The sequence below is a fragment of the Paenibacillus sp. FSL L8-0708 genome, from assembly GCF_038009325.1.
In the GTDB taxonomy this organism is placed as follows: Bacteria; Bacillota; Bacilli; order Paenibacillales; family Paenibacillaceae; genus Paenibacillus_AQ; species Paenibacillus_AQ odorifer.
In genome coordinates this window covers 7,573,604-7,586,808 of sequence record NZ_JBBPBC010000001.1, presented here as the reverse complement: position 1 = coordinate 7,586,808, position 13,205 = coordinate 7,573,604, and the positions used below count along the sequence as shown (strand labels likewise).

Here is a 13,205-nt window from a genome sequence, read left to right as displayed (position 1 = left end):
AAGAAGCGAAAAAGGGAATACCGGCCAACCTTTCGGTGGCCGGCAGTAATCTTTATACGGGCATTATTACTCTACCATTTTGGATTTTCGCACATCCAGTTCAGCCTGGCGGTATTCCATCACCTTGCCAAAGTTGTAATTCTCGCGGCGGTCAAGGAAATTGTCGAAGATTTTATCAAATTCAGCCTCATTCTTGGCCGTAATTAGCTCAGGGAGTACTTCCTCCCAATTTTGCGAAATACGGGACCAGGCTACCGACACATCAGAATCGCCCTGTGGATCTAAGCCCTTATAGATACCGCTATCAATATCGGCCTGCTTATTGGCGAAGTCTTCCATTTGCTTAATGACAGGAGATTTCTCCGGTCTCCACTGGTTGACGATTACAGGGTTTCGCATCATCCAATAGGTATCCATGATGCCGTATTCTTTCTCCAGCTTCTCAATATCAGTGTCGAGTAATTTTACCATTTCAGGCTTCAGTTGCGGCTTGCTATCCACCATCTCCCATGTTTCGCCTTCCTTGCCAAGGAACAAATCTCGCTGGCCTTCTTCGCTGGCCAGATAGGTCAAAAAGCGGATGGCTCGTTCAGGGTTTTCGGTTGATTTGCTAATCATCGTCACCATCCAGCCGTCCATGTTGCCAGGGAATAACTTAGGGTTATCGCCCTTGCTGTTCTTTGGCCCATCGACTGCGATGTAGTAAGAGTCCGGGTTGCCGCTAGCAGCCAGCATAGGATTGACAGCCGACATACCGGTCCACTCGCGGACCATCATGAAATAGCGGGCGTTGTTTGTTTTTTCCTCTACCTGAGTATCGGAATCCACCAGGAAATCCACATTAATCAACCCGCGCTCGTAAGCCGTACGGAAGGTTTTAAGCCAGGCAATATAATCGGGATCGGTAATGCGGTCGTATACTTTTCCGTCTTTCTCATGCGGTACGGCCAGTAGGTTCTGCAGATATTCGGTCATCCCGTAAGGGACGTTCCCTTGTGCAAAAAAGGGACTGATGGGCTGGCCTTTATATTGGGAGTACTTATCCTTTACCAGTTGCAGTGCGTTCAGAAAGCCCTCTGGAGTGCTAAGGTCCGGGCTGCCCATCTCCTCATACAAATCTTTTCGCACCAGGAAAGTCTGGTTGGCGGCCGTCATGCCAGTTTCATGCATCAGGTTGGGGCTATATGAATCATTCGGAACGCCATAGGTATTGCCATTTTCTTGACGATACCACTTCAGTGTACCGTCCCCGGCCACCTTGAAGAAGTAAGGGTCATACTTGTCAGCTAATTCATTTAAGGCGTAGACATGATCGCCTTCCCACAGCTTTTTGACAGCGGTTTCCCACGAACCCATTGATATCAAGTCTGGCAGCTTGCCCGAGGTCATCATTAGGGTAATATGCTCATTCGCTTCACCGGAAGGTACCTCAAGCTTGATGTTTACGCCTGTTTTTTCCGTTACGTACTTGGAGGTCAAGCTGTCTCCCCAAGTGTGGGCATACCAGTTAGCACCTACGAACCAGGTCAAATCAACAGGGCTGGTATCCAGCTTCCATGCCGGATCATCGGGATTGAGCTTTGCTTCACTCTGCGGCGGCTGTGTACTATCTGTAGGCTGTGGTGTTGGCTTATTTTCACTATTCGCTGAATTGGAACACGCGGCTATGCCTAGCATCAGGCTTGCGGCCAGAACGAGGGTCAACCCCGGCTTAATGAGATTGCGTTTCATGACATAATCATCCTTTCTTTGCTGCTTCTGAATTTTTGTATACCAGTTTCTAGACACTCACACTCTTATCCCTTAATGGCGCCAATCATTACACCTTTGACCAGATAGCGTTGAATGAAAGGATAGACTATCAGAATAGGCAGTGTGGCCACCATCATGGATGCAAATTTAATAGAGTTGCCGGGAAGTCTTGCGCCGAATTGCGCCATAGCTTGCTGTTGCATGAAGGACATAGAATTCTCCGCAATGATTTTGTACAGCATGGTCTGTAGTGGCAGTAATTCCTGCGAACGGATGTAGATGACCCCCTGGTAATAATCATTCCAATGATAAACGGCTGAAAAAAGCGATATAGTCGCAATGACAGCCATGCTATTGGGCAATACGATTCTGAACAGGACACCATAGTCTGAAGCACCGTCTACCTTCGCAGATTCCTCCAGGCTGTCAGGTATGGTGCGGAAGAAGCTCATGAAAATGACCATATTAAAAAAAGTGTACATAGAGGGAATGATGAATATCCAAAAATTATCATATAATCCCAGCTTCGTCATCAGAATAAATGTAGGGATCAGCCCGCCTGAGAACAGCATCGTAACCAATGCGATTTTAAGATACAGCTTGCGTCCGATTAGATTAGACTTGCTCATTCCGTAAGCAATAATGGCGGTAAACAACACATGCGTTGCTGTCCCGATCACTGTGCGCAGAGTGGTGATGTAAAAACCGTTCATCATTGTTTTATCATTGAACACAACGCTATAGCTGGCCAGCGATAATTCTTTGGGAAACCAGTTGACGGTGCCCAGGGATGCCTGCTGCGGCGCATTAAGCGAGTTAATGAATACAAACCACATCGGGTACAGTGTTAAAAAGCAAACCGCCAGCATCAGCAGGGTGTTGCAGACCTCAAATACTCCAATTTGCCGAAATCTTTTGCGTCTTTCCATACCTCTGTCCTCTCCTTTCTAAAAAATGCTGTCGCCGGTTAGTTTTTTGGATGTGTGATTGGCCAAAAACAACAAACCTAGCGCCACAATAGAGCGGGCGAACAGGACGGCTGTTGAGAAGGAATGGCGCCCGGAGACCAACCCCATGTTGTAGATATACAAGTCTAGGCTTTCCGCCATCCTCATGTTCATATTGTTCTTCAACATAAAGATCTGCTCAAAGTTACTGCCAAGTATCCCGCTGACAGCGAGGATGAACAAAATAGCGATGGTGGGGCGTATGCTCTGAATGGTGATATGCCACATCCGCTGCCGCCGGTTTGCGCCATCCAGCTCAGCCGCTTCGTACAGCCCCGGATCAATGCCGGATATTGCCGCTATGTAGATAATGGCGCTCCAGCCGGTTTCTTTTAACGTATCGGTGAAAAAGGTGATCCACCAAAAGTACTTAGGGTCGCTGTTAAACAGGATTTCGCGTTCCTGGAGCCCGATCGCCATCATCAACTGATTGATCACACCGCCCTCGCCCAGCCAATTGAGCGCAATGCCGCCAAAAATCGTCCAGGCAATAAAGTGCGGCAGGTACGAAATGGTTTGTACCGTTCGCTTAAATCGAAGACTCCGTATTTCATTCAGCAGCAAGGCAAACAAGATAGGAATGGGAAAACCCAGGACCAGCTTGATGCTGCTCATCCCCAGAGTATTGCGAATCGAACGCCAAAAACGCTCATCCGTCAAAAAATCCTGAAAATGCTTCAGCCCGACAAACGGTGATTCTAGTAAGGGTTTGGCGATGCTGTAGTCCATAAATGCAATAATGAGCCAAAACATAGGGATATAACAAAAGATAAACATCCAGATGATTCCCGGGATAACCATGCTTTGCAATTGCCACTGCTTAAAAAGCGCTTTCATTTGTTCCGTTCTGTATTGGAACATTTTCCGTGCCCCCTTTCTATTTCATCGTATGAAAAAGCGCATAGGAAAAAAAGCCCATGATTATCGACCCTATCCCATTTTTTTAGATTTGTTTGACCAGCCGCAAAAATTAAGTATGCTGTGATTAAATGAAGGGAGTGTGCAAAGGATGAATAAACCTATATGGGAACAGAATTTCTTAGATAGAAATGCCGATTTGAAGCTATGGAATATCCGCCTTGGCAACGACTTATTAGATAATGAAGGTAATCCCATAGACCCAGGTTGGGGCAACGGAGAGCAGCAGTATTACACGGATCATTCCAGCAATCTGTATATCGATGAATTTGGCTTAAATCTGTGCGCACGCAGTGAATCCATTGGAAAGGATGGGCGCAATTTTGCATATACCTCGGCTCGTTTGGATACAAAGGACCATTTTTCCTTTTGCTATGGGAAGTTAGTTGTGCGTGCAAAGCTGCCGGTGGGGCAAGGGGTTTGGCCTGCCATCTGGTTGCTTCCGCAGGAACAGGCTTACGGACCTTGGCCAGCTTCCGGCGAGATTGATATCATGGAAGCCAAAGGCCGCTTGCCTCAGCAAATATCCGGAACACTGCACTACGGAAAGGATTGGGAACATCAAATCGTCGAGGAGTTCTCACACCATTTTGAAAGCGGAACCATTAATGAATTTCATGATTATGCACTGGAATGGACCGCCAGTTCGATTCGATGGGTGGTAGACGGACATTGCTTTGCCGAGCGCTGCTTGGAGCCAGGGGTTATGCCCTTTAACGAGTCATTTTATCTGGTGCTGAACCTTGCAGTGGGCGGCTGGTATGACAATGTAGCGGTTGACGAGGCTGCACTGCCAGCGGTGATGACGGTTTCTGGGATATGGCTGTACCCATAATTAAGAATCTTTGTGAGGCTCTATTATCGATTTTCAATACCTACATCCCATCTGGTAGAATAGGGAAAACCATATTTCTCTATATTCTAGTAACTTGATTATAAGCTTGGGGAGGTAGACCATGGACAAAGAACTAATCGCACAGCTGACACAGTGGCATGAAGATGATGAACACCAGAAGATTGTAGACACTCTGATGGAGATTCCTCCAGCGGACAGAGATTACGAGATGGTCAGCAGTCTGGCAAGAGCGTATAACAATTTGGAACGTTATGAAGAAGCCCTTGAACACTTCGCGAAGATTGCGGAACAAGGACAGAATGATTATCTGTGGTATTTTCGTGTGGGATATTCCTATTATTATTTGAATCGATATGAGGAAGCGGTGAGAGTGCTGGGTATTGCCCATGACCTCGATCCGGATGATGAGAATACGGCCATGTTTCTGAAATTCAGCCAGCGCAAGCTACGCAAAGAACAACACGCCGCAGCCAGACAGGCAATCAGAGAGCAACATAATGATTCGGGGACGACTGCAACTCCTTTTGAAGGGATGGACCTCTCCGAATTTTGGAAAGATAGCGATTATGCGCTAAAAGAATATGTTTCGGCCCCGCCTACGGATGAGCTGATTGCTTCTGTAGAAGAAGAACTAGGTTACAAGCTTCCTGCCTCTTATATCAGTCTGATGAAGCAGCACAATGGGGGAGTGCCTTATAATACCTGTTTTCCTACGGAGGATGCGACCTCATGGGCTGAGGATCATATCGCGATTACGTGCATTATGGGCATCGGACGTGAGAAAAGCTATTCACTCTGCGGCGATCTCGGCAGTCCGTTTATGATTGAGGAGTGGGGATACCCTGACATTGGCGTGGTAATTTGCGATTGCCCTTCGGCAGGTCATGATGTCGTGATGCTGGATTACCGGAATTGCGGGAAGGACGGTGAACCCGAGGTGATTCATGTGGATCAGGAAGATAATTATGAGATTACGTTTCTGGCCCCAGACTTCGAGACGTTTATACGCGGCCTGGTGAGTGATGAAGAATACGACACCTCTGAAGAAGATAAAGAGGAGGATTTGCGCAAAGTAGCCGTAGGCCAATTCTCGCCATTGCTTGCGAAGCTGTGCAGCCATGTGTCTGAAGTAGATCAGCTTGAGCATAAGATCCGTAAAGTATGTACCCGAATCGTTGAAGAGAAGGGACACTTCTCCTTTCATGCGGATGAGCTTTCTACTCTGATGTATGATGTGCAGTTCTGGCTATACACAAGCTCTTATCCAAATACGAGCCGTCAACAATATCTGGATGTATATGAAGAAATGATTGCTTTTGGCGGCGAGTTCGGCCAAGGAGGGTATGCTCCCGGCTGGATCAGCGATTGGCTGGATGGCCGAATACGGGAAGGACTGATCGTTCAGGAAAACGGGGTGCTTAGCTTCACAGATCAAGCCGGCTCAGAGGTCATTACACGGCTGGAAGCGGAAGCTGCAAAATAGGAGACGTTGATGTGGGATTTATTCCCGTGCGGTGCTCGATTGATCACGATAGTATTCAAGGGTCATCCCACAAGGGATGGCCCTTAAACTTGCCGTTTCAGACAGTGCAATCCGCATAATAAGCGAAAGAAAATTAAAGCGCTTACTCGTGAGTGTTTATATAAAAATGTAATTATTAACATTTTTCGACAACATTCACCTTACTTTTACATGGTAGTTATGATATATTCTGGGCGAATATGGATAACAAAAAAGAGAAAGGGGAATGAGTATGGAAGCGTTGGTGTGGACATCCAATCATAAGCTGGAGCTCTGCGAATGGGAAGAGCCGCAGATTGCAGCACCGGATGAAGTCAAGATCCGGATTGAGATGACAGGTGTATGTGGAACAGATTTAGCAGTCATAACTGGGAAAGAGGAGGGGGTTCCAGGGGTCATTCGGGGTCATGAGGCAGTAGGGACTGTAATCCAAATCGGCAGCAACGTTGACCGTGTTAAGGTAGGCGACCGCGTAGTTATCGATCCGAATCAAAGCTGTGATGTATGCTATTTTTGCTTGAAGAAACAGCCGCACCTCTGTACGGGCATCGATGGAAATGGGATGCCTATTGCGGGTTTGAATCGAAATGGGACATTCACTTTTTTTTACTCAACTGCACAAACGTTTGCACACCGTCTTCCCGATCATATGAGCTGGGAGACGGGGGTTTTGATTGAGCCGCTTGCCTGTGTACTGCACAATTTCAAAGAAGCTAATGTCACAGCAGACGACAAGGTACTCATTCTTGGATCGGGTCCAATGGGACTGTTAAGCCAAATTGTGAGCAAGTCGAAATCTGCGCTCACGGTAGCGACTGAAGTTAATCCCTATCGGCTAGCTTTTGCCAGAGAGATCTCAGATTTTGCTCTAACCCCTGCCCAATTAAATCAAGCTACCGTAGACAAAATCTGTGCGGGACATAAGTTTGATGTGATTATCGATACGGTGGGCACTCAACTCGAAGTGGCGGAAAAGTGGATTGAACGTGGAGGCCGCATCGTTCCTTTTGGTATTAATGCGAAGTATCGCTACACCTTTTCCCCTACCAAATTCGTGCAGCATGCAATAAAAATTATAGCAGCAGGTGAATACCGCTACATGTTCGAGGAAGCTTTGCGGTTTGCCGCTGAAACTCCTGAAATGGAGAAACTAGTAACTAGAAAAGTTAAGCTCAGTCAGCATGAAGCAGCGATAGATGAGTTAATCGGCTATGAATTGAACTCTTTGAAGGTGGTTGGGAGTGAAACCGTAAAGACGGTTTTTGTTCCCTAAACGTAAGACTACAATCAATGAGAGGTGGCACTGTTGATGAGCAATGATAGCAAATTCAGATTAATTCAAGATTACTTGTCTACACAAAAGGCCAAAGAGGTAGAGCCAATTTGGATACCCGCAGTGTGGAATGAGTGCCAATATGAACGTGTTCTCTTAGAAAAAGAGGGTGAAATTTGTGTACACCCGTATGATTTTTTGACTGATCATTTGAATTATGTGGACAGGCTTTCGTGGAGATATCTGCTTAAGGAACGCATAAATCTGGACGATAGCGCGATCTATTCTTCGCTTATTCGCTATTCTACGGCTTGGGATTACAACCATGACGGAAAAATTGAATCAGGTACTTTTTTAAGATTCTTTATTCTTCTGCCTCTGCTAAAGAAAATGGGCATCAATATTCTGTACATGCTTCCAGTTAACCAGTACAGCAAGTTGAATCTGAAGGGGGATATTGGGTCCCCTTACGCAGTGCAATCGTTATTCCATTTGGACGAGAACCTGCACGATAGCCTATTGGATGATATGGAGGAGTTTACGATCCACGATGAGCTCAGCGCTTTGGTAGAGGCTTGTCATTTACTTGATATTAAGACTGTTGTTGATTTCATTCCCCGTGTGACGGCGAAAAACAGTGTGTTCATTACCGAGCATCCTGAATGGGTGTATTGGATCAAAATGGACGAATTAGAAGGCTTTGCGCCGCCCGCGATTCCCCAGCTTGGATTTTTTGAGGAGTGTACGCCGGACAAATTGGAGACGGTCTACCGCAGCCAGGAGACAGCAGTATTTCTGCGGAAGTTCACGCCACCGCCCAATGAACTCCATCCAATTCTTTGGCAGCACTTAAAGGAGAAAGCTGCTAAAACTGGAGATGAGCTATTAACTTTGGTGGAGCAAGAGATGGGGATAACGACTGCTCCAGCGCATTCGGATTGGATAAATGATGTGCAGCCGATTTGGACAGACATTACGTTCTTACGCCTCTACAAGGATTTCTCTCCGCAAGTGAGACATCTTATAAGTCCGGATCAGGCGCCATATGTCCTTTTTGATACGATTAAATGTAATGACTACCCGGGAGAGCAGCCGAATCTGGAGCTGTGGGATGTTCTGGAGGAGGCAGTACGGGTTAATCTCGAAAAATATGGGATTGACGGCTTCCGCATCGACATCGGACACGTGCTTCCTATTCCGTTGTTGACTCGTATTTTTGACACGATTAAAGAGATGAATCCAAATGCGATCTTAATCAGCGAAGATTTGTTCAATCGCAACCACAAGAAGGCGGCAAACACCGGCTATAACATTATGCTTGGCAGTGGGTGGAACGTCATGACACAAATTACTAAAGAGAATCTCGTTTCATTCTTAGAAGAGCTGCCTGAGTTGAATATACATGTGTTTGCCTGTGCAGAAACAGCAGATACTCCTCGGATCACCAGCCGTGGCGGTGTAGAGGTTGCTCGGATGATCGCGGTATTTAATCAATTTCTTCCGAACGCAATTCCATACGTGACGACGGGGTATGAAATGAATGAGGAGCAGCCGCTCAACTGTGGTCTTGGAGATAACACGAACGGAGAGGAGATTTCCCGAGCTTTTTTTAACGTTATGCAAATTAATTGGACCAATCCTACACCGATGCTGCCGCTGTTGGCAGAGCTAAGTGAACTCAAGAAAGATTGGCGCCACCTAGTGAAGCCGGAAAACTTTTTCGTGGCTCAATCCCCGGAAGGTATTGTTCTGTATGGGTATATGCAAGGAGATGAAACGCTGCTGTGCTGCTTTAACTTGAGTGCTGCTGCTTTCTGCCAAGTTGATTTGAAGGTTGCCGTACCTGGCCGATGCCCAATGACGGTAACACTGGATAGTTCCTTAACGGGTAGCAGCGTAGGTCAGGCGTTCGATTGCTTGCTGCTTGCGCCTAATCAGGCTTTAGTGCTCGTAAACAATGATAGACAATTTAGGTAAGGGAGAGAGGCTGCAATGGAAAAGAACAATAAGGAAGTCGTGGTATGGCATGAGTTTGATGGTCCGGGAGATACCTCGATTGAGGTGCTGGAGGGAATTTGTAAGCTGTATACTGAGCGCTTTGGGGTACAAATTACGCCACAAGTCATGAATATTAAGGAGCTGACTGCGCGCCTGAACCAAATTAAGGACACCCAGCAAGGTCCACATCTGGCGATGGTTCCTGCCGACATGTCCTCCTATGTTGAGAACGGTCTTTACTCCGAAGTGCCGGGCGGGCTATTTGACGATACGCTGACTGAGGGTGCTCTTTCAACGATGCAAATGAATGGTGTTCAGTATGGTATCCCGGTATTGCGGGGCAATCATCTGGTTGTGTATTACAACCCGTCGATTTACCCTAGTGCGCCGACGACATGGGACGTGTTCGAAGAGGCAGCAGAAAGGTTATCCGCCCAAGGTATCGTACCGATTGGAGCAGACTTACAGCAAGGCTATTGGTTTATTCCGTTCCTTACAGCTTTCGGCGGCTGGCCTGTACAGAATGGAAAGCCGAATATCGTCACCTCTGAAATGAAGCAGGCGCTTCAGTTTATTAGCGACAAGATGGATCAAGGCGTGCTCGTTAGTCTCGACGGCTCCACAGGACTGCTTGAGCAGTTCATTGACGGTAAGATCGGCGCCATTATTTGTGGCGAGTGGATTTATAACCATCTAGATAAGCATATGAACAATAGGCTTGCGGTTTGCCAGCTTCCGAGCATCGAAGGGCGGCAATCGTTATCCATGTCTTCTTCTATCGGCCTGATCTACCCTAATCATTCATTAACGTCCGAGGAGAGGGAAGATATTTTATCATTCACGCGCTTTATGCTGAGTGACGAATGCCAATCGATGTGGACGCTGGGTGTACAGCGGATTCCGGCTCAGGAAGAGGTGCTGAACCGTCTAGCTGCCTCTGCTGCGCCTAACAAAAAGATGATTTTATCGCTTCTAGATCATTCACGGCCGATGCCGACTTATCCCTTCATGATCCATGTATGGGAGGCGTTAAATGCGGGTCTTATCGAGCTGCCCTTGAGCAATCCTGAACAAGCATTGAACAAAATAGAACAGACTATTCAAGCCTCTTGGGGCGCATTTAAAAGCTAATTAGAGATGGGGAGAGCCAAATGAAAACAACGATATTCAGCCAAATTTCTATTGATGGAAAGCTTACTATGGGCGCTGGTAATTCGAGTAAAGAGCTTTTTTCTTTGTTTTCCAGTGAGGATATGGAATTTATTCATCTATTCCGGGGGAAGGTGCAGGGAATTATGGTCGGCAAAAATACAATTTTGACGGACAATCCTTTCCTTACTAATCGGTATGAGGAAAATAAAAATCCAATTCGTATCATTCCGACAACTACCTTGGATATTCCGCTAGATTGCAATGTACTCTCGGACCAAGGGAAGACGATTATTGTCACGACCGAGAAAGGACGGGATGAAGAAAAAATCAAACAGATCCGGCAAAGAGGAAAGGAGTGCCTTATCTGCGGCGAGGATAAAGTAGATTTTGTGGAGCTTGAACGTCAGTTGGAGGAGAACTATGGGATTACCAGTCTGCTGGTCGAAGGCGGCGGATTCTTAAACTGGCATATTTTCAATCAGGATATCGTCGATGAGATTATTCTAATGCAGCTTCCAATCATCATAGGCGGCTCCACAAACATTACTTTAGTGGATGGAGACGGGTATCAGCAATTGAGCTTTGCGAAAAAGTTCAAGGTTGTAGAAATTCAACCAAAAGATAACTACACGCTCATGCGCTACAAAAAGGTGATCTAGCCTCACACTAAGTCATAGACTGCGAATGACAATGAGTTCTGGAAAAATCGAGAATATGGGGGTTGTGAACGATACATGTCAGAGAAAGAAGATTTCTACAAAAGTGTGTATAAAATCGCTGTGCCCGTTACGCTTCAAAGCTTGCTGATGGCATTGCTTAATTTGACGGATCAATTGATGGTTGGGCAGCTGGGAGATGTGGCAATTGCCTCGGTGGGGATGTCGACCAAAATATACGGGATCATCGCGGTTGTCTTGGCCGGTTTATCGACGGGTGTATCCATATATGCAGCCCAGTTTTGGGGAAATAAAGATTCCAAAAGCGTCTCTCAAGTACTGGGTCTCGGACTGATCACCGGCTTTGCGTTCTCATTCCTGTTCTCTGCGGCTGTCTTCATCGATTCGCCGCTCTTTCTGAGCCTGTTCACTACAGACGTGAATGTAATAGATGAGGGTTATATTTTTCTCCAGATAATGTCGATCGGTTTTGTACCTGTCATGCTCACGATGATGTATTCCGCGATTTTACGCAGTACTGGCCATGCCAAATGGCCGATGTATGTAAGTCTAATTGCAGTTGGCTTGAATATTATACTGAATTACGTACTTATTTACGGTCATTTCGGTGCTCCTGCGCTTGGTCTGAAGGGCGCTGCCATTGCTACTCTTATCTCTAGGGTCTTCGAATGCTTGTTGATCATTGGTGCCGTGTACCGGTATCGTTTACCGGGAGCTGTCGGGTTAAAGAACTTATTCATCGTTCCTAAACCGCTCATTCGCAAGTTTTTTGGAACGACCTATCCGCTGCTACTGACTGAATTGATTTGGGTATTGGGTGAAACGGCATATGCGGTCATTTATAGCCGTATGGGGACGATGGAAATGACTGCAATGACCATTACCTTCCCACTTCAGGGTCTTTGCATCGGTTTATTATCGGGTCTGGCTAGTGCAGCAGGGGTAATGGTTGGCAACCGTTTGGGTGCGAATGAATCTGATATCGCACTCGATCATGCGAAAAGGTTCATTCGCCTAGGCATCATTATCTCTCTGATTGTCGGGGTTATCATTGCGGCAGGCTCGAAGCTGTATGTCTCTGCGTTCAATATCTCCGAGGATGCTAAGCAAATGAGCATGTATATCGTTATCGTGTTTGCTGGATTTCTTTGGGTCAAAGTATCCAATATGATTATAGCCGGCGGTATTCTAAACAGCGGAGGAGACAGCAAGTTCGTATTCGGCATGGAGTCTACCGCAACGTGGCTGATAGGTGTCCCATCCGGGCTGTTGCTGTCATACATTTGGAAGCAACCAGTCTACCTTGTGTATCTCGTCATCTCGCTGGAGGAGGTTGTCCGCTTTGGTTTCGGCTACGCCCGGATTTACTCCCGTAAGTGGATGAGAAATTTAGTTAGTGATCTGGCTGAAAAAGCTATGTAACATACGACCTGATTGAATCGGTGTGGAGTATTAACCCCCCCTAAATTGGAGATCTCTTCACTTAACAATGCAAAAGGTACTGCCTCAAGGTAGTGCCTTTTGCATTGATTTTTAAATATTCAGTTGTTAACTGCCAAGTATCTTAACCACTACGTTTTAAAGCACCAGTTACTTCGTTGACGGTTATTTTGATCATAAAGTAGAATTTTTACGTCGAAAAAGTAACAAAAAACCACCAACTTACATTGGTGGTTTACGATCCATATAGTATTATTTCAATTCAATCTGTCCTTGTTCGGTTCCCCAGAACCCAGTTTGGACATTCAAAAGAAAGCCAGTCATATCTTCTGGGATTTCAAATACTACATTGTCTGTTTGAGCCAATCCAGGATTGATTCCTTCATATAAAAAATAGTCTCCGGAAGTAGTAATCAACATGCCTTTTAGTAGTTTCTTGGTAAGTTTTTAATAGTATTAGAGTGCAGTGTTTGAATATTTCTCGGGAGCCGTAGATGAGAGAAAAATAGGCCGCACTTCATGAAAAGAGCGACTATTTCTTTTTACATTTACTTAGGTTGCTTACGTCTTCTGAGATAGGCCCAGATCACAAATACCGCTGCTAGAGCAA

The 13,205-nt window shown here is 46.1% G+C and carries 11 protein-coding genes; 7 read left to right on the top strand and 4 right to left on the bottom strand.

What is annotated here, in order from left to right; all coding sequences use genetic code 11:
- Window positions 1-66: 66 nt before the first annotated feature.
- The 3 genes from NYE58_RS35495 to NYE58_RS35485 form a co-directional block, all read right to left on the bottom strand.
- Window positions 67-1,731 (bottom strand): extracellular solute-binding protein, encoded by a 1,665-nt coding sequence (locus tag NYE58_RS35495; protein WP_341004171.1) that lies wholly within the window; start codon window positions 1,729-1,731, stop codon window positions 67-69.
- Between the two features lie 65 nt (window positions 1,732-1,796).
- Window positions 1,797-2,681, bottom strand: coding sequence for a carbohydrate ABC transporter permease (locus tag NYE58_RS35490; protein WP_038573901.1), 885 nt, complete (start codon window positions 2,679-2,681; stop codon window positions 1,797-1,799).
- Between the two features lie 18 nt (window positions 2,682-2,699).
- A complete protein-coding gene (locus tag NYE58_RS35485; RefSeq protein WP_076124267.1) occupies window positions 2,700-3,620 on the bottom strand; it encodes an ABC transporter permease in 921 nt (306 codons plus the stop codon).
- A 148-nt stretch (window positions 3,621-3,768) separates the two neighbouring features.
- Here NYE58_RS35485 and NYE58_RS35480 point away from each other — a divergent pair, with 148 nt between their 5' ends.
- The 7 genes from NYE58_RS35480 (at window position 3,769) to NYE58_RS35450 (ending at window position 12,577) form a co-directional block, all read left to right on the top strand.
- On the top strand, window positions 3,769-4,512 hold the full coding sequence (locus tag NYE58_RS35480) for a glycoside hydrolase family 16 protein (protein ID WP_076220285.1): 744 nt from the start codon (window positions 3,769-3,771) through the stop codon (window positions 4,510-4,512).
- A gap of 121 nt (window positions 4,513-4,633) precedes the next feature.
- On the top strand, window positions 4,634-6,016 hold the full coding sequence (locus NYE58_RS35475; protein WP_312147329.1) for an SMI1/KNR4 family protein: 1,383 nt from the start codon (window positions 4,634-4,636) through the stop codon (window positions 6,014-6,016).
- Window positions 6,017-6,281: 265 nt separating this feature from the next.
- Complete coding sequence (locus tag NYE58_RS35470; protein WP_341004170.1) at window positions 6,282-7,328, top strand: zinc-dependent alcohol dehydrogenase; 1,047 nt, start codon at window positions 6,282-6,284, stop codon at window positions 7,326-7,328.
- 36 nt (window positions 7,329-7,364) lie between these two features.
- On the top strand, window positions 7,365-9,305 hold the full coding sequence (locus NYE58_RS35465; protein WP_081387429.1) for an alpha-amylase: 1,941 nt from the start codon (window positions 7,365-7,367) through the stop codon (window positions 9,303-9,305).
- Window positions 9,306-9,320: 15 nt separating this feature from the next.
- On the top strand, window positions 9,321-10,457 hold the full coding sequence (locus tag NYE58_RS35460) for a sugar ABC transporter substrate-binding protein (protein WP_076276314.1): 1,137 nt from the start codon (window positions 9,321-9,323) through the stop codon (window positions 10,455-10,457).
- 20 nt (window positions 10,458-10,477) lie between these two features.
- Window positions 10,478-11,137, top strand: coding sequence for a RibD family protein (locus NYE58_RS35455; RefSeq protein ID WP_076220834.1), 660 nt, complete (start codon window positions 10,478-10,480; stop codon window positions 11,135-11,137).
- Window positions 11,138-11,212: 75 nt separating this feature from the next.
- On the top strand, window positions 11,213-12,577 hold the full coding sequence (locus NYE58_RS35450) for an MATE family efflux transporter (RefSeq protein WP_076132870.1): 1,365 nt from the start codon (window positions 11,213-11,215) through the stop codon (window positions 12,575-12,577).
- Between the two features lie 270 nt (window positions 12,578-12,847).
- On the opposite strand, the gene NYE58_RS35445 is transcribed toward NYE58_RS35450, so the two are convergent.
- Complete coding sequence (locus NYE58_RS35445) at window positions 12,848-13,015, bottom strand: DUF4352 domain-containing protein (protein ID WP_143761884.1); 168 nt, start codon at window positions 13,013-13,015, stop codon at window positions 12,848-12,850.
- Window positions 13,016-13,205: the final 190 nt, after the last annotated feature.